Genomic DNA, 26,934 nt, shown 5'->3' with positions numbered 1-26,934 from the left:
CTCGGCTTCGATGCCGCGGCTGCGGCCGGCGCGTTCGAGGGCCGACCGGAGCCGGGCGCGGGTGAGCCGGGCGGCCTGGCTCGGGGTGGGGGCGAGCTTGAGCAGTTCGCGTGCTTCGGGGCGGCACAGGCCGTTGGCCCATCCGGCGAAGGCGTCCAGGGCGGCGGGGTAGTACTCGCACAGCAGCGAGCGGAGTTGGTCCTCGGCTCCGCTCCTGCTCAACGGCGTCGCAACCGGGCTGACCTTCATACCCGCCGCCTCCCTGGTCGTCGGCGGCTTCGAGCCCGAGCACGCCGGGTCAGCCTCCGGTCTGCTCCAGACCACCCAGCAACTCGGCGGCGCGATCGGCCTGGCCGTCATCGTGTCCGTCTACTCCATCGGGGCCGTGCCGGGCCAATTCGTCCCCGGTGCCCCCGCCGCCTTCCTGACCACCGCCGCCTTCCTGACCACCGCCGCCTTCACGGCCCTGGGCTTCACCACAACCGCGCTCGTGGTGCGAACCCGCGGCGAGACCCCCACCGCCATCGCCTCAAACAAGTCTGCCGCCGCAGACCGCGGGATGGCCGACTTGGGCATGCAACAACGAGTAGCGCGCGAGTTCCAGGAATCTGGGCGGCCCTTGGCGGCGAACCTGCACGCAAGTCGCGGTTTCGCTGTCTTGTCGGAATGGGTTCCGGATCCTACGGCTGCGCTTCGCGGCCGGCCTGGGCGCGATTCGGTTGGCGGTTCCCGCGGCCAACTGACGGAGAGGTGCGCAGCCGTAGGCGCTCGCCCTGGGGCCCGAACATAATCAGGTACTCAACAGGCCCGCCGGAGCCGGCGTTCACCACCCCATGCGGGGTGCGGGTGTCGAACTCGGCAACGTCCCCGGCAGTCAGGACGAGGTGTTGGTCTCCGAGCGCGAGCGACAGCCGCCCGTACAGGACGCACAGCCACTCGTAGCCCTCGTGGGAGACCTGCCGCGGCCGCGCGGGCGGACCCTCGACAGCGGGCAGGACGTGCTTGTGGGCGTGCAGGCCGCCGACGTACCGGGTCAACGGCAGCACCGCCTTGTCATCCCCGAAGCTCAGCGGCGCCGTAGCGTGCGGCTCGGCCGCGGGGGCGGGCGCGGTGCCGGCCAGTTCGTCCAGGGAGACGCCGTACTCCTTCGACAGCTGCAGCAGCACCTCCAGGGTGGGCTTGCGCCGGCCGGTCTCGATCCGGGACAGCGTGCTGGTCGAGATGCCGGTCGCGCAGCTGACACCGGCGAGTGTCGCGCTGTGGTGCTCGCGCGCGGCCCGCAACCGGGGCCCCATCGCTGCCAGCGTGCCGTCCACGTCGTCGACTGCCACCTCTCCCGCTCCTTCTTGCCGTGCCGCTCCACTGCTCTGTCCTGCGAGTTTGCCAGAAGGGCAAGGCTGATCGCGTCGGACGGGTGCCGCGCCGCATGATCGATGGGTAGCCGCGTCCGCCCGTGAATCGAGGAGAAGCCCATGCAGCCCGAGCCGACCGCCGAGCTCCGCCACCGCACCGTCGAGGCCCCGGCCGGGCGCCTGCACCTGGTCGAGCAGGGCGCCGGCCCGCTGGTCCTACTCGTCCACGGTTTCCCCGAGTCCTGGTACTCCTGGCGCCGCCAGCTCCCGGCCCTCGCCGCGGCCGGCTACCGGGCGGTGGCGATCGATGTGCGCGGCTACGGCCGTTCCTCCAAGCCGGAGGCGACCGACGCCTACCGGATGCTCGACTTGGTGGAGGACAACGTCGCCGTCGTGCGTGCCCTCAGCGAGGACAGCGCGGTGGTGGTCGGCCATGACTGGGGCGCCAACATTGCCTCCGCCTCGGCCCTGCTCCGCCCCGAGGTCTTCCGTGCCGTCGGCCTGCTGAGCGTCCCCTACGCGCCGCCCGGCGGCCCGCGCCCGACCGACATCTTCGGCCAGATCGGCAGCCCCGAGCAGGAGTTCTACGTCTCCTACTTTCAGAAGCCCGGCCGGGCCGAGGCGGAGATCGAGCCCGACGTCCGGGGCTGGCTCGCGGGCTTCTACGCGGCCTTGTCCGCCGACACCATGCCCGCCCAGGGCGAGCCCGACCCCCACTTCGTCGCCCGCGCCGGCGGCCGGCTGCGCGACCGCTTCCCCGTAGGGGTCCTCCCGGCCTGGCTGAGCAAGGACGACCTCGACGTCTACGCTGGGGAGTTCGAGCGCACCGGCCTGACCGGCGCCCTCAACCGTTACCGCAATATGGACCGCGACTGGGAAGACCTCGCCCCGCACCGCGGAGCCCCGATCAAGCAGCCGTCCCTGTTCATGGGCGGCGCCCTGGACGCCTCCACCACCTGGATGTCCGACGCCATCGACGCCTACCCCACCACCCTCCCCGGCCTGTCGGCCTCCCACCTCTTGGACACCTGCGGCCACTGGATCCAGCAGGAGCGCCCTGACGAGGTCAACCGCCTGCTGACCGACTGGCTCGCCACCCTCCAGGGCTGAACCAGGCAGGCTACCTGGGCAGCTTGGCGGTTCGTTCGGGGTGGACGGCGGTGACGTAGCGCATGGCGGTCTGCTCGGTGATGCCAGAGAGACGCATCAGCCTGAGCGGGTCGGCGCGTTCGGCTGCTTCGTTGAGGATGCGGTCTTGTCTCAGGCCGCTCAGTCACCCGCACGCGGATCACAACGCCTCGTGGCGCACCCCCTCGTAGCGTAGAGACAGTGCATGCAGGGGAAGTCGGGAGGCATGGCAGAGAAGCGTGGGAGGACGGAGCAGACCAGAATGGAAGGGCTTCCACGTACGCGGTGACATGAAGGGGCAAGTGATGAATGAGGTCTCGCGGTCGGGACGGCCGACGCTCGACGAGGTGGCCGCGCTCGCCGAGGTCTCCCGCTCCGTCGCGTCCCGGGCACTCAACAACGCTCCGCATGTCAGCCGCGCCAAACGCGAGGCGGTAGAGCGGGCCGTACGGGAACTTGGATACGTGCCGAACCCCAAGGCCAGGGCGCTGGCCACGCGCCAGGCGGGAGCAGCGGCTCTCGTCATCTCGCAGCACGATCCCTCAGTGCTCGCGGACCCCTTCTTCGGACAGGTCATCGCCGGAGTCTCCAGTGTCCTCGAAGAGGCCGACCTGCATCTCATGCTCTGCCTGGCCGCCTCCGACCGGGCCCGAAAGCGGGTCGGGGACCTGCTGCGGTCCCGAGGCGTGGACGGCGTGATGATGATGGCGCTGCACGCCGACGACCCCCTGGCACACCTGGCAGCGGAGACGGAGCTGCCGGTCGTCTTCGGCGGACGCCCCGGAGGCGCCGACCCGCGCTGGTACGTGGACATAGACAACGTCGCCGGCGCACGGCGCGCTACCGAGCATCTGCTCGCCGGCGGACGCACCGACATCGCCACCATCTGCGGGCCTCTGGACACGGAGGTGGGCCGTGCACGCTACCAGGGGTACCGGGAAGCGCTGCTGCTCGCCGGGAGGAGGCCGCACGCCCCCGAGGCCGGGGACTTCAACGAGCCCAGCGGGGCCGTGGCCATGGCCAGGCTGCTCGAGAAACATCCCGCCGTGGACGCAGTGTTCGCAGCGAACGACAACATGGCGGCGGGGGCCCTGCGTGCACTGCGCGCAGGCGGCCGCTCGGTTCCGCACGACGTCGCCGTCGTGGGCTTCGACGATCTCCCTGTGGCGCAGATCGCACACCCGCCGCTGACCACCGTTCACCAGCCGGTCCGTGCCCTGGGACGGGAGATGGCCCGCATGCTGGTCGGTGTCATCGAGGGCGCAGACCCCACTCCCCTGCTGCTGCCGTCTCATCTGGTGGTGCGTTCCAGCGCCTGACCGTGCGGACCACCCTCGCGGGATCCCGCACGGGCGGCGGCCATCCCGGAGGATGGCCGCCGGTCAGGTCACGGGTAGTACGGCGTGTACGTGATCGAGGAGACCTTCAGGTAGCGGGCGCCGTCCGCCGTTGCCCAGGTCGAGTTGTCCGGATTGCCCGGCCAGTCGCCTCCCACCGCCGTGTCGACGATGAAGTGCATGCCGGTGCCGGCCGGCGTGGTGTAGGGCTTCGAGCCCGTGATGGTGCCGTCCACCGCGAAGTCGACGTGGTCGGGCCACCACGTGAACGAATACGTGTGGAACGCGTTCGTCCACCCCGAGGAGTTGTTCTTCGAGTACTGGGTCTGCCCGTTGTTCTGGTCGTGAAGTGTCTGGTACACGGTGTGGTTGTTCTGACCGACGATCTCGGCGGCGTCGAACTCGGGCAGCCACGGGTTCAGGTAGGCCGCCCACACCGCCGGGAGCAGCCCGCGTCCGTCGGGCATGTTCGCGGTGAAGCTGTAGGTGCCGTAGCCGTAGAGCGCCTTCGACTCCACGCGACCCGAGTAGTACGTCCCGTCGGCGGCCTTGTATGTCTTGATCATCAGGGTGCCGCCGTCGTACCAGACGCAGTTCGGCGTGTACGTCTCCAGCTCGTTGTTGGCGGTCCACCTCCCGTTGATGACATTCCACGAGTTGACGGTCTGGGGACTCCCCCAGGAACTGGCATGCGCCGGGTGAGCGGAGAAGGGCAGCAGCAGGCACGCCGTCACCAACGTGACCGCGCTGCGGACCGACGTGAAGAGACCAGCTGGCATGGTGAGCTCCGTTGCTCGGCCGTGAATGCATTTTGGAAGCGCTTCCAGCAAAGGTGGCACTTCGCTCCGATGACGGTGAACATGACAGCGCCGTAACTTCCTGTCAATAGCGCCGACTTCAACTGTTGAACAAGGACGGGCCGATCGCTTCGATGAGTGAGCTCGATTGAACTGAAGGCAGTGCCGAGCCGGACGTTGCCGGTCACCGAGTTCAGCGCGTGAATGCAAAGGTGAGACGACGCGACCGCACGCCTTCGTTCCTCATGCAGCCGTATACATCATCCACTTCAGTCTTGACACGGGCTCTCGTGCACTCAATCATCACCAACCTGGAAGCGCTCCCAACCGTGCACCGATGGCGGAGAGCCGTGAGATTCGAGGCTCCGTCGGTGCAGTCGCCCGGCACACCCACACCTACGTACTGAAAGGGAGACTCCACCCCATGATCAATGGCAGAGCGCTCCGCCGACTGGCCCTTGCGGCCTGTGCGGCGGCTCTCGTGGTGACGGGCCTCACCCCCGGCGCCCAAGCCACCCCCGGACCAGCACCGAGCCGAACCCTGGGCAGCGGCACACGCTTCTACGTCGATCCACACAGCGAAGCCGCTCACCAGGCCCTCTCCGACCTGCGGGCCGGCCATCTGGCCGACGCGCGCAACATGGCCGAACTCGCCAGCTGGCCCGAGGCGGTCTGGCTGACCGACGGAACCCCCCAACAAGTCGGCGATCGCGTCCGAGGCATAGTCCGGGCCGCGAAGGCGACCCGCTCCGTCCCACTGCTGGTCCTGTACGACGTTCCTGGTCGCGACTGCGGCTCCTATTCGGCCGGCGGCGCGGCCGACTCGGCCGCCTACGACGCCTGGGTGAAGGCTGTCGCCAGAGCCATCGGCACCTACAAGGCCGTCGTCATCGTCGAACCGGACTCACTCGCGCTGCTCCCCAAGGACTGCGGCCCGGACACCGACCCGACAGGTTCGCTCACCACCGCCCGTATCGCCGAGGTCAGATCGGCCGTCGGCACCCTGGAAGCCGACCCGGCGACCTCCGTCTACCTTGACGCCGGCAACAGCAAATGGCAGCCCGTCGGTGAGATCACCGGCCGACTGATCGACGCGGGCCTGCGACAGGCGCAGGGATTCGCCCTCAACATCTCGAACTACCAGCCGACCGACCAGCTCAACCGCTATGGCACATGGGTGTCCACATGCGTCTGGTACGCCACGGAATCCCTTGACCCCGCTGGGCGGGCCGACCAGTGTGCCAGCCAGTACTACTCCTCGGCTGCCCCCAACGACGGGCTCCCGGGGGACGCGGTCGAGTTCGACGACCCTTCGACCTGGCACTGGACCGACGCCTGGTACGACAGCAACGTCGGCACACCTCGTACCGACCTGCTCACCCACTACGTCCTGGACACCAGCCGAAACGGACGGGGTGCATGGACCGCCCCGCCCGGCAAGTACACCGACGACGAACCCTGGTGCAACGCCCCGGGCCGCGGAGTCGGCAACCGCCCCACGACGCAAACCGGCGTCCCCTTGGCCGACGCGTACCTGTACGTGAAGACCATCGGCCAGTCCGACGGCACCTGCCACCGCGGCACGGCCGGACCGGGAGACCCCGAGTACGGCGGCGTCGAGGATCCGCCCGCCGGTGCCTGGTGGCCGGACTTCGCCCACACCCTCGCCAGCAACGCCAACCCTCCGCTGACCCCCAACCACGCGCACTGATCACACCGCTTGGCACACCAACCCGGCTCCCCCGGTGTCGGCCCCCGATAACCCACCTGCGGTGAGCTGCACCCCGTTTCGTGAAGTCCATGAAGCAGGACGAGCTCCGCGAGCGAACCGTCCGCGAGGTCCGCACCACCGGTCGTCCGATCGGGCACGTCGCGAAGGACCTGGGCATCCACAAGGAGGCCCTGCGCGGCTGGGCCCGCCAAGCCGAGGCGGACACCGGTGAACGCGACGACCGGCTGACCAGCCCCGAACAGGAAGAACTGAGGCAACTTCGCCGGGTAAACGCGTAGTTGAGGCGGGCGAACGAGATCCTGAAGGCCACGAGCGCGTTTTTTGCGGCGGAACTCGACCGTCCCCGGACGGGGCCGACCAGGTGATCGAGCACCTCAGGGACAAGGACCTCGGGACCGGGTTGGCCTGCCGGGTGCCGGGGCTGTCCGAGTCGGAGTACTACGCGCGCGAGAAGCGACCGAAGTCGGCCCGCCGGCTGCGCGACGAGCAGCTCATGCCGCTGATCGATCAGGTCCATGCGCAGTCCGGCGACACCTACGGCGTCCGCCGGATCACCCGCGCGCCCAAGCGCAGGGGTGTGCAGGTGGCCCGCTGCACGGTGGTCCGTCGCCGCTGACCTCGCCTGGACCGGTGGGAGCCCGACACTGCGCAGCCCACGAGTGGAACTGGCTTGCGGTCGAATCGCCGAGATCCGACGATGCGCCGATGCAGGCGACCAAGCGCACGACCGGCTCGCTCTCATCCTCCTCGACCACCTGGTTGAGGTGATCATCAGCCGTGATGTCAACCCACAGCTCACGAGGAGCTGAACCGGCTGGTCGAGTACTGGCGAACGCGGCTATGCGAACCTGCGGAATGGTTGAGCGTTCGGTGAGGCTGCCGAGCGGACCCGACCGCGGTCAAGGCCAGTCGGGGTGTGACACCGGCAGGAGTCCGTGATCGATTGGTCGGAGTTTCTGTAGCTGCCACGTGCCTCCAGGCTGCGGCCGAAGTACCACCGTCTGCTGGTGGCGAGGCGTTCGGCGACTGACCGTGCAGTTCAAGCCCGGCGGCACCGCGCATGCGGTGGAGCAACTCGGCTGGATGCGGGCGCAGTTCTTCGCCAACCGCCCGGACGACCGCCCGGCGGCGCGTAAACCTGCGGGCCATGTCTCCGCGGCGTCGAGGTGGGCCGACCGCATCGGATGCCTGTGCAACGCGGCCGGCCGTGCCCTTCTCAGGTGCGACGCGGGCGAGGCAGCAGGGCGAACGCACTCTCCGCAACCGAGGTCAGGCGGTCGGGGCTGTGGCCGTACGCGCCCACGACATCGCTCCCGCGGATGATGGTCAGCAGCAGGTACGCGAGGTCGTCGGGATCCGCGTCGGGGTCGATGTCGCCGTTGCGCTGCGCCGCTCGCACACACTCGGCCACCGCCGTCGCGACCACGGAGAAGCACTCGTTGGCCAGGCGTTTCACCTCGGGGTCGGAGGCGCCGATCTCCAGGGCCATCTTGGCGGCGAAGCAGGCCGCCCCCGCCCGGTCAGAGGCGGGGGGTACGTCGGCGGCGAGCGGCACCCCGTGGACGGCGCGGAGCAAGTACGCGTGCAGTCGTTCCAGGGCACCCTCGTCCGGTCCGTCGAGCATCTTCCGCGGACCCTGCCCCAGCCGGGCGAAGTAGCCGGCCATCGCCTCCAGCAGCACGCCGTGCTTGCCGTCGAACGCGGCATAGAGGCTGCCGCGGCCCATGCCGGTGGCGGCGCTGATGTCGTCGACGCTCGTGCCGTTGTAGCCCGAGGCGCGGAACTGCCGCTCGGCGGCATGGAGGACGTGGTCGCGGTCGAAGCTTCGTGGTCTCGCCATACACCGAAGGTAAAGCCGACCCGCCGCGCTTGACAACTCAGTACAGAACTATCTAGGTTTCCGACTATTCAGTACACAACCGTCCTGAGCTCACCGGACAGGCTTGGTCCGGGCATGCAGGACCGGTGCGGACCGTGTCTACCTCAGCACACCCGACCCCGCACAGCGCCCGACGAAGTCATGCCCACAACCAAAGGAGCCAGCATGCAGACAGCTCCCCGAGTGGCCCTCGTGACGGGCGCCTCCTCCGGGATCGGGCGGGCGGCGGCGCTCGCCCTGGTGGGCGCCGGCTTCGCGGTGGTCGGCACGAGCCGCAACGCGGCGAACGCCGAGCCGCTCGCCGGAGTGACGTTCCTCGATCTCGACGTGGCCGGCGACGAGTCGGTCCGCTCCCTGGCCGAGGAGGTGATCGAGCGGTTCGGCCGGATCGACGTCCTGGTCAACAACGCAGGCGTGGGCGCGGTGGGCGCCGGCGAGGAAAGCTCGATCAACCAGGCCAAGGACGTCTTCGACATCAACGTCTTCGGCGTGATCCGGATGACAAACGCGGTGTTGCCCCACATGCGCGCCCAGGGCAGTGGCCGCGTGGTCAACGTCTCCTCGATGATGGGTCGGGTCCCAGCGCCCTTCATGGCCGTCTACGCCGCTACCAAGCATGCGGTCGAGGGCTACTCCGAGTCCGTCGACCACGAGCTTCGCGAGCACGGCGTCCGGATTCTGCTGGTCGAGCCGGCCTACACCAGCACGAGTTTCGAGGCGAGCAGCATGGGGCCCGACTCGCCCCTGCCGGTCTACGCCGCGCAACGGGAGGTCTCCCGAGACGTGCTGGCCACGGCCCTGCGCACCGCCGACGACCCGGCCGTTGTCGCGAAGGTGATCGTCAAGGCCGCCACCGACTCCCAGCCCAAGCTCCGGTACCCCGCCGGCCCGATGGCCAGACGCGTCAGCCTCCTGCGCCGGTTCGTGCCCTCGCGCACCTTCGACAAAGAACTCCGCAAGCTCAACCGACTGGCCGGCTGACCCCGCAGTACACCCGGCGCGCGAGGAGACGCACATGTCCACCACCACAGACACCGAAGCCAGCATCGGCATCTGTCGTGCGACCGCTCTTGGAGAAGGCTGACACACATGAAGTTCGAACACGTCACCTTCGACCTGTCACACGGCACCTTTCACGCGCTGCAGGGTGGTGATCCCGATGGTCGACCGACGCTCGTCCTGCACGGCTTCCCGGACCATCCGCCGACCGCGAAACCCTTCCTCGCCGAGCTCGGAAGACGCGGCCGTCACGTCGTCGCACCCTGGCTTCGCGGTTACGCGCCGTCCCCGACTGCGGGGCCGTTCGACTTCGCATCCCTCACCAGCGACGTGCTCGCGCTGATCGACCGCTGGTCTCCCGGGCGAGCCGTGGAGTTGGTCGGCCACGACTGGGGCGCCATGATCACATACGACGCCTGCGTCACTGCGCCGGAACGGATCGAACGCGCAGTCGCGCTCGCAATCCCTCACCCACTCACGTTCATAAGCCGGCCGCGCCCCGCTCAGCTACGCCGGAGCTGGTACATGGGGCTCTTTCAACTGCCGGGAAGCGGCTGGATGGCCACCGCCCGCGATCTTGCCCTCATCGACCGCCTCTGGCGCCAGTGGTCGCCCGGCCTCTCGCTCGATGCAGCTGTCCAGGCGGAGCTGCACGAGCACCTGCGGGCGAGCATGCCCGCGCCCATCAAGTACTACCGGGAGATGATGCGACCCGGCATGCTCAGGGCGGCGCGCCGCCTGTCTCAGCCGATCGAGGTACCCCTGCTGCACCTCCACGGTGCCGACGACGACTGCATCCTCCCCCCGAAGGTCGACGACCGACATCGGTTCGCCGCCCCGCACGCGATGGAGGTCGTCCCCGACGTCGGTCACTTCCTGCACATCGAGGCCCCCGAGGCGATCGCGGAACGGATCGCGGCGTGGGCCGAGTAGCGGATCACTCGACCCTCGCGGCGAGACCACCGGGATGGGCGGCGCGCGGCCGACCGGCTGCCGGTGGGCGCGGCACGCGGACATCGGCCGGGGAGAGCAGTCCTGGACCACACTGGTGGACCCAGAGGGCAACGAGTTCTGCGTGCTCTGCTCGCGACGGAGTTGGCAGACCGGAGCGAAGCAGGGCGATCGAACATGACTGAAGGGCGGCGCGGCACCGAGCCGGCGTCGACCGGTGATCCGATCACTCGGGGTGGGGTACCTATGGCACAGGCAGCGGACGCTCCGCGGACCGTCATCATGACCGTGGACGACGACCCGGGGGTCTCCCGGGCCGTCGCCCGTGACCTGCGGCGGCGCTACGGCAAGTCCTACCGGATCGTGCGCGCGGAGTCCGGCGAGTCCGCGCTGGAGGCGCTGCGGGAGCTGAAGCTGCGCGGTGATCTGGTCGCGGTGATCCTGGCCGACTACCGGATGCCGCAGATGAACGGCATCGAGTTCCTCGAACAGGCCCTGGACGTGTATCCGGGTGCCCGGCGCGTGCTGCTGACCGCGTACGCGGACTCGAACGCGGCGATCGACGCGATCAACGTCGTCGACCTCGACCACTACCTCCTCAAGCCGTGGGACCCGCCGGAGGAGAAGCTCTACCCGGTGCTCGACGACCTGCTGGAGGCGTGGCGGTGCAGTGACTTCCGGCCGGTGCCGAGCACCAAGGTCGTCGGTCACCGGTGGTCGGCGCGCTCCTCGGACGTACGGGAGTTCCTGGCCCGCAACCAGGTGCCGTACCGCTGGTACTCCACCGAGGAACCCGAGGGGCAGCGGCTGCTCGCGGCCGCGGGCCAGGACGGGCAGCGGCTGCCGGTGGTGATCACGGCGGACGGTACGGCGCTCGTCGAGCCGGAGGTGCCCGAGCTGGCCGCGCACGTGGGGCTGGCGACGACACCCACGGCCGACTTCTACGACCTGGTCGTCATCGGCGGCGGGCCGGCCGGGCTGGGCGCGGCCGTGTACGGGGCCTCGGAGGGGCTGCGTACGGTGCTCGTGGAGCGGTCGGCGACCGGCGGGCAGGCCGGGCAGAGTTCGCGGATCGAGAACTATCTGGGCTTCCCGGACGGGGTGTCCGGCGCCCAGCTCACCGACCGGGCCCGGCGGCAGGCGGCGAAGTTCGGGGCCGAGATCCTCACCGCGCGTGAGGTGTCGGGTCTGGAGATCAACGGGGCGGCCCGCACCGTGCGCTTCTCGGACGGGTCGCAGATCGCGGCGCACAGCGTGATCCTGGCGACCGGTGTATCGTACCGGCAGCTGGAGGCGCCGGGTGCCGACGAGTTGTCGGGCCGCGGGGTGTTCTACGGGTCCGCGCTCACCGAGGCCGCCGCCTGCCAGGGCCACGACGTGTACATCGCCGGCGGCGCCAACTCGGCCGGGCAGGCGGCGATGTACCTGTCCAGGGGCGCCAAGTCGGTCACGCTGCTGATGCGCGGAGCGGACCTCACCGCGTCGATGTCGCACTATCTGATCCAGCAGATCGCCCAGTCGCCGAACATCTCGGTGCGGGCCCACACGGTCGTCGGGGCCGCGCACGGCGACGGCCACCTGGAACAGCTGACGTTGCGCGACACGACGAGCGGTCAGACCGAACTCGTCGACGCGCAGTGGCTGTTCGTGTTCATCGGCGCGGCCCCGCTGACCGACTGGCTGGAGGGCACCGTGTTGCGGGACGAGCGCGGATTCATCCTCGCCGGGCCCGATCTGACCGCCGACGGGCGGCCACCGGCGGACTGGGAGCTGGACCGGCCGCCGTACCACCTGGAGACCAACATCCCCGGCGTGTTCGTCGCCGGGGACGCGCGCGCGGAGTCCGCCAAGCGGGTCGCGTCCGCCGTCGGAGAGGGAGCCATGGCCGTGATGCTCGTCCACCGGTACCTGGAGCAGTCATGAGCGGGCAGTTGATGCCGTGCAACGCGGCGGAGATCAGTTCGCTGTTCCTGTTCGAGAAGCTCAGCGCCGAGCAGATCGGCAGGCTGTGCAGCGAGGGACGGGTCGAACTGTTCGATCCGGGGCCGGTGTTCACCGAAGGTGACCCGGCGGCCTGCTTCTACGTGATGATCGATGGCACGGTCGTCATGTCACGCCGGGTGGGCAGCGACGACATCGAGGTGAGCCGCACGTCCCAGCCAGGGGTGTACGCGGGGGCCGTGATGGCGTACGTCGGGGACGGGAAACCGCAGCGGTACATGAACTCGGTGCGGGTGTCGGAGCCGACGCGGTTCTTCGTGCTGCCCGCCGATTCGTTCGCGAACTTCATGCACGAGTGGTTTCCGATGGCGGTCCATCTCCTGGAGGGGCTCTTCCTCGGTGCGCAGACCTTTCAGCGGGCCGTCGGGCAGCGCGAACGGCTCCTGGCGCTGGGCTCGTTGTCCGCGGGTCTCACCCATGAGCTCAACAACCCGGCCGCGGCCGCCGTACGGGCCACCTCGTCGCTCAGGGACCGGGCCGCGCACATGCGCAACAAACTCAGCGCCATCGCCTCGGGCCCTTACCACGGCGACGCCCTGAAGGCCCTGGTCGACCTCCAGGAGCGCACGGCCGAGCGGGTCTCCAAGGCGCCGGCACTGCGCCCGCTCGAAGCGTCCGACCGGGAGGACGAACTCGCCGACTGGCTCGACGACCACGGCGTCCAGAACGGCTGGCAGATCGCGCCGACCTTCGTGCAAGGCGGTCTCGACGTCGAGTGGCTGGAGCAGATCGCGGCGGCCGTCGACGAGCAGGAAATCCTGCAGAGCGCCATCGAGTGCCTCACCTACACGGTCGAGACCGAGCTGTTGATGTCCGAGATCGAGGACTCCACCACCCGCATCTCGCACCTCGTCGACGCCGCCAAGCAGTACTCGCAGCTGGACCGCGCGCCCTACCAGGTCGCCGATGTCCACGAACTCCTCGACAGCACGCTGCTGATGCTGTCGGGCAAGATCGGTCCCCAGGTCAAGGTCGTGCAGGAATACGACCGTTCGGTGCCGAGGATTCCGGCCTACCCGGCCGAACTGAACCAGGTGTGGACCAACCTGATCGACAACGCCGTCTTCGCCATCAAGAGCGCCGGCGGCGAAGGGACGTTGACCGTACGCACCGCTGTGGTGCACGACCGGCTGCTGGTGGAGTTCCGCGACACGGGCCCGGGAGTACCGGCCGAGATCCGCGGCCGGATCTTCGACCCGTTCTTCACCACCAAGCCGGTGGGCGAGGGCACGGGGCTGGGGCTCGACATTTCCTGGCGGATCGTCGTCAACAAGCACCACGGCGACCTGAAAGTCGAGTCCGTACCCGGCGACACCCGCTTCCAGGTGCTGCTCCCCCTCACCGCCACCGACCCCGACACCGAGCCCGATACCGTCCCCGACCCGGCCCAGGAGCCGTCATGACCAAGGACACCGGCATCGACCCCAGCGTCCCGCCCAGCGGGGCCGGCTGCGTCGAATGCGACGCCGACGGCGGCTGGTGGTTCCATCTGCGGCGCTGCGCCCAGTGCGGCCACATCGGCTGCTGCGACGACTCACCCGCCAAGCACGCCACCGCCCACTTCCGGGACACCGGCCACCCGGTGATCCGCAGTTACGAGCCGGGCGAGACCTGGTTCTGGAACTTCGAGACGTCCGAGCTGTACGAGTCCGGTCCGGCCCTGGCTCCCCCGGACGCCCACCCTGCCGACCAGCCCACGCCGGGACCGGCGGGGCGCGTGCCGGCGAACTGGCGGACACGCTGCGCTGAGCTCGGCCGACCAGGGCTGTCAGTGGTGGATGTCAGGATCCATCTGTGCCGCAGAACCTGTTCGGCACTTCACTCATCGGCCGCGACGACGAGCTGACCCGTCTCGCATGATCGAGTTCTTCGCCGCCCGCATCCGGCAGGGGCAGCGGGACGGTGACGTCGGCTAGGACGTCGACTCCAGAGCGCAGGCGCTGCTCTTGCAGAACACCCGCGCCGGGCTGCGGGTCATGGCCAAGCCGTGCGACCGGCCGACGCTCCACGGAATCACCGACACGGCCCTCGCGGGCCTCTGAGACAGGACACTTCGGGCGACCGCACCTCTTTGCACCCTGGTTTTGACTCCTAGTTCAAGAATGCGCGGTTCTTCATACCGAGTGTCCAAACTCTGATCAACTTCACAGGCCAACGAAATATGGAGAATGCCCGTATTGCGGCATTCTCCTCGCCTGAAAGGACAGAAGCATGGAACGCAACGAGTCTCCCGACGCGGCATACGCGAGAACCTGGAGCAACGGCCGGGGCGAGGTGCGGTTCCTCACCAGGGCCGACGGCTCGCGGCTGCGCTACTACACCGTGGGCACCGGCCCCGCCCTCGTGCTGATGCACACCGTGCGCGGCCAGCTCGACTACTTCCAGCGCGTGATCCCGCTGCTGTGGGACCACTACACGGTCTACGCGCTGGATCTGCCCGGGATGGGATGGTCCGACATCGTCCCCGGCGCACAGTACGAGGAGCCGCAACTGCGGGCCGCGGTCGTCGAATTCGTCCGCGGACTGGACCTCCACGACGTCACCCTGTCGGGCGAATCGCTCGGGGGCGCCCTGTCCCTGTCGGCATCGATCGACCTGAAGGACCGCGTCAGCCGGGTCGTGGCGTTCAACAGCTACGACTACCCCCAGGGCGGGGAGCGGGGAAACTGGCTCTCCCGCGTCATCATCTCCAGCGTGCGGATGCCCGTGCTGGGCCCCCTCTTCGCCCCCCTCGAGCCGCGGCCCATCTTCCGGGCCATTCTGCAGGGCGGCTACGTCGACAAGACCAAGCTGCCCGAGGACTTCATCACCGAGCTACTGAGAAGCGGCCGCCGCAAGGGCTACGCCAAGGTGTCCCGAGGGATCTTCCGCAGCCTCAGGGGATTCGACCGGGCCCGCGAGCGCTACCCGCGCGTGTCGGCACCCGTCACCCTCGTCTACAGCGAAAACGACTGGTCCCGGCCCGCCGAGCGAGACCGCGTGGCCAACGCGCTGACCGACGTCCACCGCATCACCGTGCCCCGCACAGGCCACTTCTCCGCACTGGAGCGCCCCGACGACATGGCACGCATCCTGCTCGACGCCGCCTGAGCAAAACGACCGGCACCCCCCGCCCATCCCCGTCCAGAGATGAGGAAACCCCATGACTCAGGCCGTCCCCCACCTCGTCAACCTCCTTGTCATCGACACCGAGGACACCTTCGACAACGTCCGCCGGCGCTACGAATCGCTGGTACCCGCCATCGACTTCGCCGAACTCGCCGAGGTGGCCGGCACAGGCGACCTCGCGGCGTTGCAGGCCTACATCGCCGCACACACACCTCATTCGTTTGCCATCTACTGGACGCTGGACCCCATGCCGGTGATGCGACTGTCGGGACATCAACACCGCGCCGTCACCTACATGATGGGCAACAACGTCATCGCGGAAACCATGTTCCGACACGACCCCGGCACCATCCTGTACGCCCCACTGCGCACCGCGATCTACGAGACCGCCTCCGGCCCCGTACAGATCAGCATCGACCAGCCGTCGAGCAAATTCGCCAGCTTCGGCGATCCCCGCATCGCCGAGGTCGGAGCACAACTCGACACCAAAGTCGCTGAACTGCTCCGCCTCATGACACTGCCGGTACCACCGGAGCTGATCACGACCTGACCCTTGCCACTCCAGCACCGTGTCCGACCTGGTCAGAGGCATCGTCGGGAGTGAAGTGGGCTGGTGGCCCATCAGCGGCGGTCTTGCCGGACCGCCCCCCTCCGATGAGGGGCATCGCCGCCGGCGCCGCCTGCTCGGGTAGGACCGCCACATTGGCACCGTCAGCACCGCCGCGGTCTTCGGTCGGGTACTCGGCACGGTGCTACAGCACCGGCCGGACGACTCGGGCCCTCAGCTCGGGATCCACCTCCTTCGGCATGACATGCAACCTTCCAACTCAGAGAGATGCCGCATCAAGCCGGCCCCTACCTGGTCCACGCTGAGTCTCGATCAGAGCGTGGCACTGCGGTCTTCTGCTGTTCGCCTCGGCGAAGACTTCGCCGGCATCTACGGACCCGAATCCATCGAGCGGTTTGGGCTGCTGCTCGGCGGCACGCTCACCGAATGGGCGTCGTGGCGGTGAGTGACGGCACGTGAACGCCGCCTTCGCGACCCCGCCCTGATCGGTGCCTTGCTGCTGGCAAAGCCCGTGATCACCTAGAAGTCCAAACTCGACATTCCGGGCATCATCGCGGTGAGCGAGGGCCGACCTGTCGCACTTGACAACTCAGTACAGAACCATCTAGGTTTCTGACAGTCCAGTACACAACGGTCCTGAGCCCACGGACAGGCTGCGTGCACGCCTGGCGCGATTGACGGCAACCCATGCCTTTGAACTCCTCCACGCCGCCCGGCCTTGCGACGCCTTCAAGGGCCGGCAAGGCACGGTCTGATCCTCGCGATCCTGGCGGCGGCGGGTTTCATCGCCGTACCGGATCTCTACATCACGAACGTCCCAAGCAAACCGGGGCCGGACTCTCCACAACAGCCCACGACGGTCGCCGACCACTTCCTGGGCCTCCTGAACAGCTGCCCATCTGCAACCACCCAGAACTCGAAGGGCCGACCGAACCATGACTGACAAGGAAAAGCAGGAGGCCATGGCTGTGACCACTCCTGCGTACGCGAGCGACGCACTGGCCGAGGGGACCGTCGACGCGGTGGTGATCGGCGGGGGCGCCGCGGGGCTGAACGGTGCACTGATCCTCGCTCGCTCCCGCCGCTCGGTCGTCGTGATCGACAGCGGCTCCCCGCGCAACGCGCCCGCGGAGGCCGTGCACGGCCTCATCGCCCTGGACGGCACCCCGCCGCCCGAGATCCTTCGACGGGGCCGGGAGCAGGTGCGCCAGTACGGCGGACGCGTCGTGTTCGGAGAGGTGGTCTCGGCCGAGTCCGCCGCCCCGTCGGCGGACGGGGACCTTCGGTTCACCGTCACCCTGGCCGACGGCCGCAGCATCACCGCCCGCCGCATCCTGGTGGCCACCGGCCTCACGGATGTGCTGCCGGAGGTGCCCGGGCTCGCCGAGCACTGGGGGCACAGTGTGGTGCACTGCCCGTACTGCCACGGCTGGGAGGTGCGCGACGAGCCCATCGGTATCCTCGCCACCGGCCCGGCCTCCATCGGCCCCGCGTTGTTGTTCCGGCAGCTGACTGAGGACCTGACCTACTTCACCCACGGCACCGACCTGGACGAGGACAGCCGCGCCCGCTTCGCCGCCCGCGGCATCCGCGTCATCGACACCCCGGTCACCGAGGTCGTCAACGACACCGACGGTGCCCTCGCCGGGGTGCGCCTGGCCGACGGCCAGGTCGTGGCCCGCCGCGTCCTTGCGGTCGTCCCGCAGATGCAGGCCCGAACACAGGGCCTGGACGGACTGGGCCTGCCGGTGCGGGACCTGCCGAATGTGGGCCGCACTTTCGCCTCCGGCCCGGACGGCACCACCGAGGTGCCGGGTGTGTGGGTGGCCGGCAACGTCACCGATCCGGTCGCCCAGGTCGGGGCCTCCGCAGCGGCCGGCGCACTGGCCGGCATTGACATCAACAAGAAGCTGGCCATCGCGGACACCGACGCGGCCCTCCAGGGCTGAAATCCCCACCCACCACCCTCACCTTCACCGGCGAGGAAACCAATCAGATTCCAGACGGCTTTCAGTCATGCCCACCAAGCAAGGGAAGAAAATGAGTACCAGCATCGACCGCGAGGCGCCCGCCTCCGGGAAGAAAGACTCGGGCCTTCGCGGCTCACATGCCGTGCGCTGGTGGGTGCTGGTCGTCATAGGCATGGCACAGCTCATGGTCATGCTCGACGCGACCGTCGTGAACATCGCGCTGCCCGAGGCGCAGCAGGATCTCGGCTTCAGCGACGGCAGCCGGCAGTGGGTCATCACGGGTTACGCGCTGGCGTTCGGCAGCCTGCTGCTGCTCGGCGGCCGACTGGGTGACCTGTTGGGCCGACGTACCCTCTTCGTGATCGGCCTGGCAGGTTTCGGGGCCGCGTCCGTCGTTGGGCGGGGCGGGCGGCGCGGTCGGGCTGCTGGTCGGCGGCATGCTCACCGAATGGGCGTCGTGGCGCTGGGTGATGTACGTGAACGTCGTCTTCGCGGTCCCCGCCCTGATCGGTGCCTTGCTGCTGCTGGCCAAGCCCGCGATCACCAAGAAGCCCAAACTCGACATTCCTGGCATCCTCGTGGTGAGTGCCGCGCTGTTCGCCGTCGTCTACGGGTTCGCGCACGTCGAGTCCACCAGCTGGACCGACCCGGTCGCCCTCGGCTCCATGATCGTCGGCGCGGTGCTGCTCGTGGTGTTCGTCTGGCTGGAGACCAGGGTGGCGCATCCGCTGCTGCCGCTGCGCGTCGTGCTGGACCGGACCCGCGGTGGTTCGTTCATGGCGGTGTTCGTCATCGGCATGGGGATGTTCTCGATCTTCCTGTTCCTGACCTACTACTTCGCGGCCAGCCTCGGCTACTCGCCGATCAAGACCGGTCTGGTGTACCTGCCGATGGTCGCGGCCGTCGTCGCCTCGTCGACCACCATGCCTGTGCTGGTGCTGCCCAGGGTCGGCCCGAAGATCGTGATCACCGCCGGCTTCCTGGTCGCCGCAGTCGGTATGGCCATGCTGACCCAGATCGAGTTGGACAGCACCTACGCCGCCCACATCATGCCCGGCATGATCCTGATGGGTCTCGGCATCGGCGCGGTGATGACCACCGCGTTCCAGGGGGCGACCTCAGGCCTGCACCACGAGGACTCGGGTGTCGCCTCGGCGCTGATCAACACCGGTCAGCAGGTGGGCGGCTCGATCAGTACGGCGCTGCTGACCACCGTTGCCTCGTCGGCCGCGACCGACTACCTGGCTTCGCACAAGCCCAGCGCGCTGGCCGCGGCGCAGGCCGGGGTCGAGGGCTACACGGCCACCCTGGCGTGGGGCTCCGGGTTCTTCGTGGCCGGCGCGGTGATCGCCGCGTTCCTGATCCCGAACCGGGCTCTGGAGCCGTCCGAGGGCGAGCCCGTGATGGCCCACTAAGCCTAGATCCACCCTGGAGATGCCCTGCTACCCGCGATGACTGTTGTTCTCAGGACACGAATCAGCACAGGAAAGCAGGGCATCTCCAGAGTGGTGGATACGCCGTCACTGCGCGCCCGGCACTTCGAGAAGCAGCTGGGCCGGCAGGAGATGTTGGTCCCGGAGCTCGCACGGCGACTGGGGGCCGGCCCCGACCGGCCGGAGGAACCCAGGCCGACCGCCCTGGTCGCTGCCGCCCTCGCCTGCGCGGATGCCGCTACGGCGGGCTGGGTGTCTGCGAACTGTCCCCATGGCCGTGCTGCTTGACCGCGCAATGAGCGCCTTCACCGAGTAGCCCCGCGCGTGCCCTGCTCCGCCGTTCGCGCCGTGCCGGGCGCCCCACGCCGCCCGGCGCACTGCCGGCGTCAGTCGGAGGGCCGAGGTCTGTTCGGCTCGCTGTCGGTGCGGCGGCTTTTGCTCAGGCTGGCGGCGTACTCCGTTCGTGAGCTGCCGGCGGCGTCGGCCCACCCGCATGATCACAGACGCACTGAGCGGTACGGACAAAGGCTGACGCGAGTTCGGCCCACCATGGGACTCGTGAGGTGGCGGCGCGATATCGTCGAACCGTGACGGTGCGGTACTACCTGTACATCAGCGACGCCAAAGTCGACATGCTGCTCTCCCAGATCGACCCCGCGTTCGGTCGCCGGAGTACCACCGAAGCAGGCCTGAGCGTCAAACTGTTCAGCATCAAGCGCAGCGTCGAGGCCCCTGCGCCCGACCGTGCGGCCAAGCTGGAGCGGGTCCTGCGCCACCTGGAGGAGTCCGGGCAGACCGGATCGGTGGACGAACCGGGACCGTACTTCCGTGGCACCCTCCCCATGCAGTGGGGGTCCCTGCCCGGCGGGAACGGCGGGCCACTGGTGTACTTCGGCGGCCGGACCGACCGGACGGTCCTCGGACTCGGCGGCGCCGGCAGCCATGTGATCGGCGCGAGCGCACCGCAGGCCCAGGAGTTCGCACCGTCCTCGGTACCGACGCTCCTGACCGGTCTCGCCACGGCGTTCGCCGCCGACGGCGTCGAGATACCGGCCGAACAGCCGTCCCTGGCCTGGGTACACACCGCCGGACGGCTGCTGCGCGGTCCCCGGCAGCCCGTGGAGTTCGTCGCCCGGCGTCTGCTGGCCGGCCCCAGCCCCTACCCCGAACTCGACCCCAGGCCCGATATGCGGCTGCTGCTCGGCAGCCCCCTGTACGTAGCCCTCGCCGACTGACGGCGCGTCGATGACACCGGAGGTCTGGCAGCCCGGCGACATCGTCCTCGATCTGTACGAGGTGCTCGACGTCGTTCACAGCGGAGGCATGGGCCTGGTCCACCGAGTACGCCACAAGGGCTGGAACGTGGACCTTGCGGTCAAGACGCCCCGCCCGGAACTGGTCGCCTCGCCGGAAGGCAGAAGCCGGTTCGAGGCCGAGGCGGGCACCTGGGTGGGACTCGGCCTCCACCCGCACACCGTCAACTGCGCCTATGTACGCACGATCGACGGCCGGCCGAGGGTGTTCGCCGAATGGGTCGACGGCGGCAGCCTGGCCGAGGCCGTTGCCGGCGGCCGGCTCTACGAGGGCGGCCCGCACACCGCGGTCGGCCGGGTGCTGGACATCGCCGTGCAGACCGCGTGGGGCCTGCAGCACGCGCACGACAGCGGCCTCGTCCACCAGGACGTCAAGCCCGCCAATGTCATGCTCGAACCGGACGGCACCGCCAAAGTCACCGACTTCGGGCTGGCCGGAGCGCGCCCCGCGGACCCGGCCGACGCCACGGACACCGGCGTCACCTTCGGCGGTATGACCCCCGCCTACTGCTCCCCGGAGCAGGCGCTCGCCGCCGCCGGCCGGGAGGTCCGGCTGACGCACGCGACCGATGTGTGGTCCTGGGCGCTGACCGTGCTGGAGATGTTCACCGGTCGCCGCCCGACCCAGCACGGCCAGGCCGCCGCGGAAGCCCTCGAAGTACTGCTGGAGGCCGGCCCGGCCGACCCCCGCGTGCCCGCCGTACCCCCGGCGGTCGCGGGACTGCTGCGCCAGTGCTTCATGCCCAACGCCGAGGCACGGCCGGCCGAACTCGACGAAGCCGCCCAGGTCCTGGCCGAGGTGTACGCCGACGTGACCGGCACGCCGTTTCCGCGCCGTGCACCGCGAGGCGTCGCGCTGCTCGCCGACGGACTGTCCAACCAGGCGCTGTCCCTGCTCGACCTGGGGCGTACGGAAGCGGCCGAGGACCTGTGGCGGCAGGCGGCCGACGTCGATCCGCACCATCTGGCCGCACGCTACAACTACGGCCTGCACCTGTGGCGTTCGGGTCGCAGAACCGACCTGGAGGTGCTCTCGGACATCGAGGGCGGGCGTGTCTTCGGCGGGGCCCCGCAACTCGCCGACCGGTTGCGGGGATTCATCCACCTGGAACAGGACGACCGGAAGCGGGCCGCCGAGTCACTGCACAGGACCACGCGCCGAGAGGGCCGCCCGTCCGAGGAACACGACGAGCACGAAGCACCCGTGGCGGCCGACACCGTCGAGGCACTGGCCGTACTGGCGGAACGGCCCGCGCCGACCACGGCGCGGCTGACCGGCCACGGCGCCTACGTCACCGCCGTGGCGGTGACCGCGGACGGCGCTCTGGTGCTGTCCGGTGACAGTGACGGCGGCGTCCGCGTGTGGGATACGGAAAGGGGCCGCTGTCTGCGCGAACTGACCGCGGCCGGTGCCGAGGTCGTCGCCACCGCCGTCTGCGCCGCGGGCCGCACCGGGCTGATCCTCCGCAAACAGGCGCCGCTGGAAGCATGGGACCTCACCCATGGGACCCCGATACCTCTGCCGCCGGAAATCGGCGCCGACGGCAGCGGCACCGATGCCCCCACGGCGGTCGCCCTCAGCGGCGACGGATCCACGGGCGCCACCGGCCATGCGGACGGCACGCTCCGGTTCTGGGACGTTCGAACCGGAGCGCCGCTGCACCGCGTGGCGGCCCACAGCGCCCCGGTTGCGGCGGTGACCATGACCGCCGACGGTGCCTTCGCGCTGTCCACCCCGGCCCACAGCCCCAGCGACCAGCGGGTCTGCGCCTGGAACGTCACCGACGGACGACGCCATGCGGCACTGACCCCGCCGCTGGACGAACAGGGCTACGGAGCATGGGGCGTGCACGTCAACTGGTGTGCGCTCTCGGCCGACGCACGCTATGCACTCCAGGTCTGGGACAGCGGGAACATGGTGCTCTGGGACGCCCGAAGGGACCGCGTCGTAGCACGGTCGCCACACTCCCTGCGCGTCATTCACCATGCCATCGCCCTCGCACCGGGCGGCTCCCTGGCAGTGGTGGGAAGTTCGCAGCCGCTGCGCGTACTCGAACCGGCTACGGGCCGGTGCCTGCGCACATACGACAACGGGCCCGAGGGCGGGGACGGGCCGCAGGGCGTCCACGGCAATGCCGACGCGGACACCCGTTACTCCCACACCGTCGCCATCAGCGCGGACGGGAGGTTCGCCGTCGCGGGCTCGCAGAAGGTGATCAGCGTGCTGCCGCTGCCCGCACCCGGCTACCGTGCCCCCTGGCTCTACGCCCGGCCCAAGGGCGCCGACGAACTGTCCGACGGCACGCGGGCGTTCGACACCGCCATGGAGCAGGCGCTGCACCTCTTCGACGAGGGCCGGTACGAGGAGAGCGCCGCCCGACTACGGGCTGCGGAGGCCGTACCCGGCTTCGGACGCCATCCCGACCTGCGCGAGGCCTGGGCGGCGGTGGGCCGGCATGGGCGCCGGTCGGGACTGCGCAGCGGCTATCAACTGTTCGATCTCGACGGACACCGGCACTTCACCCAGCCGCCGGCCCTGGCCGTCAGCAGGGACGGAGATTTTCTCGTCACCGGCCGGTGGACGGGGGAGATCGACCTGTGGAACGCGGCGAGCGGCCGTCTCGACCGGGAACTCGACTGGCCGTTGCCGGTGGCGCGCACCCTCACCCTGGTCTGCGGCGACCAGGCGACCGTCATCCACGGCAGGAACGGGCAGGTGGCGCTGCTCGACCTCGTCGACGACAGGGCATGGGACCTGACAGGTCCGGACGACGCCGGAACCGTCGAGACCCTGGTGTACGCGTCAGCCGCGGACCGGCTGCTCACAGGCGACGACACCGGGATTCTGTGCAGCTGGGACCTGGGGTTCGACGGGGAGCAGCGCACCCTCCATGCCTCCTGGCAGGCCCTTCGGGCCCACCGCGGCCCCGTGGCCGCGGTCGCGCTCAGCTCGGACGGCCGGTACGCGGCGTCACGCGAGGACACACACGCCGGCCTGGACCTGGCCTCCGCAATACGCGGGGACGAAGTCTGCGGTTGGGACCTGGAGTCGGGCGAGCGGCTGTGGACCCGTAGCGGAGTGCCGCCCCAGACGGCCCTGGAGATCACCCCGGACGGCGGGACGCTGCTGGAGTACGGCCCCTTCGGGGTGACGGCCGTCCGTACCCTCACAGGCAAACGACTCTACGGGGTGGCCGACACGAGCAACGCCAGCCTGCTGGCGATCGCACCCGTCGGCGGCCGGGCGGTCGTGGCGACCGCCGGGGCGCTCATCGTGTTCGACCTCGCCACCGGCCGTGTGCAGCGGAAGATCCCCACCGAGCACCTGCCCACCGCGCTCGCGCTCACCGCCGACGGGCGGTTCGCCGTCCTCGGCACCATCACCCAGCGGATCGACGTGGTGGACCTGGACACCGGCGAACTGCTGCGCACACTGACCGGACACCGCGGTACCGTGCACGCCCTCGCCCTCAGCGAGGACGGCCGCACCCTGATGTCCGGGGACTACGACGCCACTGTGCGCGGCTGGGAACTGGACTGGGAATTCACCTGGGAACCCGGCGCCGTAGCGCAACCGCGCGCGAAGCGCCGTAGGCCTCGGATGCCGTGGCGTACTCGGTAACGCTGGTCCCCGGCGACGGATCCGCCGCCGGACCGTACATCTTCACTCGGCGCACCACCTGCCTGGTCGGCCGGGCGGGCGAATGCCGCATCCGGCCTGCCGGCGACGACCGGAAGGTGTCCCGGCACCACTGCCTGCTCGACGTCGATCCTCCGCGGGTGCGGGTGCAGGACCTGGGCAGCAGCAACGGCACCTACGTCAACGGCCGACGGCTGCCCCCGGGGCCGGCCGTGCGGGATCTGGCCGAAGGCGACGAACTCCGCGTCGGCGACACGGTGTTACGCATCCGGGTCGGGACAGCAGAGCCCGAGAACGGTACGGCGGAGCTCGCGGAGGGTGCCGCGCGGGACCCGGTCGAGGCGACGCACACACTCCTCGACGCCGCGGAGACCGGCGAGCCGGCCCTCGCCCCCATCCGCGGCCACCGGGTGCTACAGGAACTCGGCCGTGGCGGGCAGGGCGTGGTCCACCTCGTCCGGGACGAGAGCACGGGCGAACTCCTGGCCCTGAAAACTCTGTTGGCCCACGGCGCCGTCGACCCCGCGGCCCGCGACGGCTTCCTGCGGGAGTTCGCCTGCACCCGGGCGCTGCGGCACCCCAATGTCGTGGCTTTTCGCAGCGGCGGCGCACACGGCAACACCTTCTATTTCACGAGCGAGTTCTGCCGGCTGGGAAGCGTGGCCGACCTGGTGGCCCGGGCCGGCGGCAGACTGGACCTCGGCCAGGCGGTGGGGGTGACCCTCCAGGTGCTGCGCGGACTGCACTACGCGCACACGGCCGAGGTGCCCGTACGACTGCTCGACGGGACCCTCACCGTCAGACGCGGCCTGGTCCACCGCGACATCAAACCGCAGAACCTCCTGCTCACCGGGGCCCGGGACGACGCGACCGTGAAGATCGCGGACTTCGGCCTGGCCAAGGCGTTCGACAGCGCCGGCCTGTCCGGGCACACCCTGACCGGCGCGATGGGCGGCAGCCTGGCCTTCATGCCGCGCGGACAGGTGATCGACTTCAAGTACGCCCGGCCCGAGGTCGACCTGTGGGCGGTGACCGCATGCCTGTACTGGATGCTCACCGGATCGCCGCCGCGGGACTTCCCGGCGGGCGTCGACCCCGTCGCCGTCGTCCTGCGCGAGCCGCCCGTGGCCGTGCGCGACCGGCTGGCCACGCTCCCGCCCCGGCTCGCCGACCTCATCGACAACACCCTCGTCGACACGCCCCGTCTCACCGTCACCACGGCCGCGGACCTGGCACACGCCCTGCGCCGCGCGCTCTGAACGGCAGTTGTCAGACAGGAATGCGGTCGGGCGTCATACCCCTCCCGCGCACACACCGGTGATGTTGCCCGACGACTGTTAGGGCGTGACTCTTATATGGGCTGGTCAGTTGATCGGATGTGTCTGTCCGATTAGTGATCACTGATGCGATGTCGGTCCGGATCGAGCCGCTGATGCCGGCCGATCCAGTCCGCGGGCGGCGATGGGCTGATCACCGCCGCACCCTGGAGGCCGTCGCGTGGAAGTATCGAACCTGCTCGCCTTGGCGCGACCTGCCGGACGAGCTCGGATCGTTCCAGACCGTTCACAAGCGATTGGTCAGGTGGGCCATCGACAGCACCTGGGAACGGATCCTCGCCGCAGTTCTGGCAGCGACCGATGAGAGTGACGACATCGGCTGGACCGTGTCGGTGGACTCCACTGTCTGCCGGGCCCATCAGCATGCCGCTGGGGCGAGAAAAAGGGGGCTTCGTACCGCGCGGAACCAGACGATCACGGGCTCGGACGCTCCCGCGGCGGCCTGAGTACAAAGGTTCATCTCGCCAGCGACAGCAAATGTGCTCGACGCCATGCCGAAGTCCGCGCAGCCGGGCGCGAAGAAAGCGATCCAGGGCATCTACAACGCCGAGGGCAAACAGCACGCGCAGGCGGCGATCAAGACGCTCGCCCAGCTCTACGGCGCGAAGTTTCTCACGCACGGCCGCCCTGGCCATGGTCTTCAAGCTCGTGGAGTCCGCCCAGCAGCGGTGGCGGGCCGTGAACGCACCCCATCTCGTCACCCTCGTCCGGGCAGGTGCCCGCTTTGAACGCGGCCAGCTCGTCGAACGTTTTGAGAGCCCCGCTGCATGAACCACCTCAACCGAACACTGGAGACCGTTCCGTGCGGGGCAACGGGCGCTCGTTTACCCTGGCACCGTGACCCTGGGCGCGACACGTCGTCTCCGAGCAGTGCTGTCCGACAACTCCCAACTTCCCGACGTCTTGGACAAACTCGGATACAGATCCGTCGCCGAGAGGCTGCCCGCGAGCACGTCCCTCAAGGATTTGCTCAGCAACGCTGAGCACGAGGCTCGATGCCGTCGGCATCCCTACTTGTCCGGCGAACACCTTCTGCTCGCAGCCTTCAAGGCTGCAGGAGATCGTGAACTCATCACCGAGTACACCAACGCACTGGATCGAACGCCCGCCCGGGTGCATCGATGGTGGCAACCGCGGGGACACGGCTCCGCACTCCGGGCTCGTGGTCAACGCATCCTGGAAGCGCAGCAACGCACCGCCCTGCAACGCGAGCGCCACCGCCCCTGAAGTACCTGGGATCCGAGCCCCCTGGGGACAGGATCCGCGCTTCGCGAAGCAAGCGACCCACAGGTACTGACTACTACTCGTGGAGAGCCCGTTCAGCAGGCCTTCGGTGCTGAGCTCCTCCAGCTCTTGGTCCTCCTGCGGGTGGCTGTGCACGCCAGCGCG

21 protein-coding genes and 4 pseudogenes are annotated in these 26,934 nt (G+C 69.4%); 22 read left to right on the top strand and 3 right to left on the bottom strand.

Annotated elements, in window-relative coordinates:
• Window positions 1-680 precede the first annotated feature (680 nt).
• A complete protein-coding gene (locus JF597_RS19380; RefSeq protein ID WP_293996274.1) occupies window positions 681-1,331 on the bottom strand; it encodes a helix-turn-helix domain-containing protein in 651 nt (216 codons plus the stop codon).
• 141 nt (window positions 1,332-1,472) lie between these two features.
• Here JF597_RS19380 and JF597_RS19375 point away from each other — a divergent pair, with 141 nt between their 5' ends.
• On the top strand, window positions 1,473-2,462 hold the full coding sequence (locus tag JF597_RS19375; RefSeq protein ID WP_293996272.1) for an alpha/beta hydrolase: 990 nt from the start codon (window positions 1,473-1,475) through the stop codon (window positions 2,460-2,462).
• A gap of 323 nt (window positions 2,463-2,785) precedes the next feature.
• Entirely contained in the window at window positions 2,786-3,799 is a 1,014-nt protein-coding gene (locus JF597_RS19370) for a LacI family DNA-binding transcriptional regulator (RefSeq protein ID WP_293996270.1), read from the top strand.
• A gap of 68 nt (window positions 3,800-3,867) precedes the next feature.
• Here the strand turns inward: JF597_RS19370 and JF597_RS19365 are convergent, their stop codons facing one another.
• Window positions 3,868-4,596 carry a glycoside hydrolase family 16 protein gene (locus JF597_RS19365; RefSeq protein ID WP_293996268.1) on the bottom strand — a complete coding sequence of 243 codons (729 nt, stop codon included), beginning with the start codon at window positions 4,594-4,596 and terminating at the stop codon, window positions 3,868-3,870.
• Window positions 4,597-5,038: 442 nt separating this feature from the next.
• Here JF597_RS19365 and JF597_RS19360 point away from each other — a divergent pair, with 442 nt between their 5' ends.
• From JF597_RS19360 to JF597_RS19350, 3 genes are all read left to right on the top strand, one after another.
• A complete protein-coding gene (locus JF597_RS19360) occupies window positions 5,039-6,325 on the top strand; it encodes a glycoside hydrolase family 6 protein (RefSeq protein ID WP_293996266.1) in 1,287 nt (428 codons plus the stop codon).
• A gap of 89 nt (window positions 6,326-6,414) precedes the next feature.
• Window positions 6,415-6,624, top strand: a complete 210-nt coding sequence (locus JF597_RS19355; protein ID WP_293996264.1) for a transposase — start codon at window positions 6,415-6,417, stop codon at window positions 6,622-6,624.
• An 83-nt stretch (window positions 6,625-6,707) separates the two neighbouring features.
• Window positions 6,708-6,962, top strand: coding sequence for an IS3 family transposase (locus tag JF597_RS19350; protein ID WP_293996262.1), 255 nt, complete (start codon window positions 6,708-6,710; stop codon window positions 6,960-6,962).
• 600 nt (window positions 6,963-7,562) lie between these two features.
• Here JF597_RS19350 and JF597_RS19345 read toward each other — a convergent pair.
• On the bottom strand, window positions 7,563-8,186 hold the full coding sequence (locus tag JF597_RS19345) for a TetR/AcrR family transcriptional regulator (RefSeq protein WP_293996260.1): 624 nt from the start codon (window positions 8,184-8,186) through the stop codon (window positions 7,563-7,565).
• Window positions 8,187-8,390: 204 nt separating this feature from the next.
• Here JF597_RS19345 and JF597_RS19340 point away from each other — a divergent pair, with 204 nt between their 5' ends.
• The 17 genes and pseudogenes from JF597_RS19340 (at window position 8,391) to JF597_RS19260 (ending at window position 26,772) form a co-directional block, all read left to right on the top strand.
• On the top strand, window positions 8,391-9,206 hold the full coding sequence (locus tag JF597_RS19340; protein ID WP_293996258.1) for an oxidoreductase: 816 nt from the start codon (window positions 8,391-8,393) through the stop codon (window positions 9,204-9,206).
• 108 nt (window positions 9,207-9,314) lie between these two features.
• Complete coding sequence (locus JF597_RS19335; RefSeq protein ID WP_293996256.1) at window positions 9,315-10,157, top strand: alpha/beta fold hydrolase; 843 nt, start codon at window positions 9,315-9,317, stop codon at window positions 10,155-10,157.
• Between the two features lie 264 nt (window positions 10,158-10,421).
• The gene (locus tag JF597_RS19330) at window positions 10,422-12,098 is read left to right on the top strand and encodes an FAD-dependent oxidoreductase (protein WP_293996254.1); all 1,677 of its coding nucleotides are present in this window, start codon (window positions 10,422-10,424) and stop codon (window positions 12,096-12,098) included.
• Window positions 12,095-13,579 (top strand): ATP-binding protein, encoded by a 1,485-nt coding sequence (locus tag JF597_RS19325; protein ID WP_293996252.1) that lies wholly within the window; start codon window positions 12,095-12,097, stop codon window positions 13,577-13,579. The genes JF597_RS19330 and JF597_RS19325 overlap by 4 nt, the downstream gene beginning before the upstream one ends.
• Window positions 13,576-13,908, top strand: a pseudogene (locus tag JF597_RS19320) (UBP-type zinc finger domain-containing protein); the annotation flags it as partial. The gene JF597_RS19325 and the pseudogene JF597_RS19320, both read left to right, overlap by 4 nt.
• A 479-nt stretch (window positions 13,909-14,387) precedes the next feature.
• Window positions 14,388-15,266, top strand: coding sequence for an alpha/beta hydrolase (locus tag JF597_RS19315; RefSeq protein ID WP_293996250.1), 879 nt, complete (start codon window positions 14,388-14,390; stop codon window positions 15,264-15,266).
• Window positions 15,267-15,318: 52 nt separating this feature from the next.
• Window positions 15,319-15,834: a DUF302 domain-containing protein gene (locus tag JF597_RS19310; RefSeq protein ID WP_293996248.1), complete on the top strand. Its 516-nt coding sequence runs from the start codon at window positions 15,319-15,321 to the stop codon at window positions 15,832-15,834.
• A 337-nt stretch (window positions 15,835-16,171) separates the two neighbouring features.
• A complete protein-coding gene (locus tag JF597_RS19305; RefSeq protein ID WP_293996246.1) occupies window positions 16,172-16,297 on the top strand; it encodes a hypothetical protein in 126 nt (41 codons plus the stop codon).
• A gap of 517 nt (window positions 16,298-16,814) precedes the next feature.
• Entirely contained in the window at window positions 16,815-17,801 is a 987-nt protein-coding gene (locus JF597_RS19300; protein ID WP_293996518.1) for an NAD(P)/FAD-dependent oxidoreductase, read from the top strand.
• A 67-nt stretch (window positions 17,802-17,868) separates the two neighbouring features.
• Window positions 17,869-18,150: pseudogene (locus tag JF597_RS55585) on the top strand (MFS transporter); the annotation flags it as partial.
• A 109-nt stretch (window positions 18,151-18,259) separates the two neighbouring features.
• Entirely contained in the window at window positions 18,260-19,237 is a 978-nt protein-coding gene (locus JF597_RS19290) for an MFS transporter (protein WP_293996244.1), read from the top strand.
• A 605-nt stretch (window positions 19,238-19,842) separates the two neighbouring features.
• Window positions 19,843-20,490, top strand: coding sequence for an SAVMC3_10250 family protein (locus JF597_RS19285; protein WP_293996242.1), 648 nt, complete (start codon window positions 19,843-19,845; stop codon window positions 20,488-20,490).
• A gap of 10 nt (window positions 20,491-20,500) precedes the next feature.
• Entirely contained in the window at window positions 20,501-24,190 is a 3,690-nt protein-coding gene (locus JF597_RS19280) for a serine/threonine-protein kinase (protein WP_293996240.1), read from the top strand.
• Complete coding sequence (locus tag JF597_RS19275; RefSeq protein WP_293996238.1) at window positions 24,175-25,467, top strand: FHA domain-containing serine/threonine-protein kinase; 1,293 nt, start codon at window positions 24,175-24,177, stop codon at window positions 25,465-25,467. The genes JF597_RS19280 and JF597_RS19275 overlap by 16 nt, the downstream gene beginning before the upstream one ends.
• A gap of 119 nt (window positions 25,468-25,586) precedes the next feature.
• Window positions 25,587-26,017: pseudogene (locus tag JF597_RS19270) on the top strand (IS5 family transposase); the annotation flags it as partial.
• A 1-nt stretch (window position 26,018) separates the two neighbouring features.
• A pseudogene (locus tag JF597_RS19265) lies at window positions 26,019-26,316 on the top strand (IS256 family transposase); the annotation flags it as partial.
• A gap of 66 nt (window positions 26,317-26,382) precedes the next feature.
• The gene (locus tag JF597_RS19260) at window positions 26,383-26,772 is read left to right on the top strand and encodes a Clp protease N-terminal domain-containing protein (RefSeq protein ID WP_293996236.1); all 390 of its coding nucleotides are present in this window, start codon (window positions 26,383-26,385) and stop codon (window positions 26,770-26,772) included.
• The last annotated feature ends 162 nt before the right edge of the window (window positions 26,773-26,934 follow it).

Source organism: Streptomyces sp. (assembly GCF_019510245.1).
Lineage (GTDB): Bacteria > Actinomycetota > Actinomycetes > Streptomycetales > Streptomycetaceae > Streptomyces.
This window is presented reverse-complemented; position numbering and strand designations above follow the sequence as displayed.

Coding starts and splice junctions, on each gene's coding strand:
- JF597_RS19375 (WP_293996272.1), top strand. CDS start 1,473: ATGCAGCCCGAGCCGACCGCCGAGCTCCGCCACCGCACCGTCGAGGCC.
- JF597_RS19370 (WP_293996270.1), top strand. CDS start 2,786: ATGAATGAGGTCTCGCGGTCGGGACGGCCGACGCTCGACGAGGTGGCC.
- JF597_RS19365 (WP_293996268.1), bottom strand. CDS start 4,596: ATGCCAGCTGGTCTCTTCACGTCGGTCCGCAGCGCGGTCACGTTGGTG.
- JF597_RS19360 (WP_293996266.1), top strand. CDS start 5,039: ATGATCAATGGCAGAGCGCTCCGCCGACTGGCCCTTGCGGCCTGTGCG.
- JF597_RS19355 (WP_293996264.1), top strand. CDS start 6,415: ATGAAGCAGGACGAGCTCCGCGAGCGAACCGTCCGCGAGGTCCGCACC.
- JF597_RS19345 (WP_293996260.1), bottom strand. CDS start 8,186: ATGGCGAGACCACGAAGCTTCGACCGCGACCACGTCCTCCATGCCGCC.
- JF597_RS19340 (WP_293996258.1), top strand. CDS start 8,391: ATGCAGACAGCTCCCCGAGTGGCCCTCGTGACGGGCGCCTCCTCCGGG.
- JF597_RS19335 (WP_293996256.1), top strand. CDS start 9,315: ATGAAGTTCGAACACGTCACCTTCGACCTGTCACACGGCACCTTTCAC.
- JF597_RS19330 (WP_293996254.1), top strand. CDS start 10,422: ATGGCACAGGCAGCGGACGCTCCGCGGACCGTCATCATGACCGTGGAC.
- JF597_RS19325 (WP_293996252.1), top strand. CDS start 12,095: ATGAGCGGGCAGTTGATGCCGTGCAACGCGGCGGAGATCAGTTCGCTG.
- JF597_RS19315 (WP_293996250.1), top strand. CDS start 14,388: ATGGAACGCAACGAGTCTCCCGACGCGGCATACGCGAGAACCTGGAGC.
- JF597_RS19310 (WP_293996248.1), top strand. CDS start 15,319: ATGACTCAGGCCGTCCCCCACCTCGTCAACCTCCTTGTCATCGACACC.
- JF597_RS19300 (WP_293996518.1), top strand. CDS start 16,815: ATGGCTGTGACCACTCCTGCGTACGCGAGCGACGCACTGGCCGAGGGG.
- JF597_RS19290 (WP_293996244.1), top strand. CDS start 18,260: ATGCTCACCGAATGGGCGTCGTGGCGCTGGGTGATGTACGTGAACGTC.
- JF597_RS19280 (WP_293996240.1), top strand. CDS start 20,501: ATGACACCGGAGGTCTGGCAGCCCGGCGACATCGTCCTCGATCTGTAC.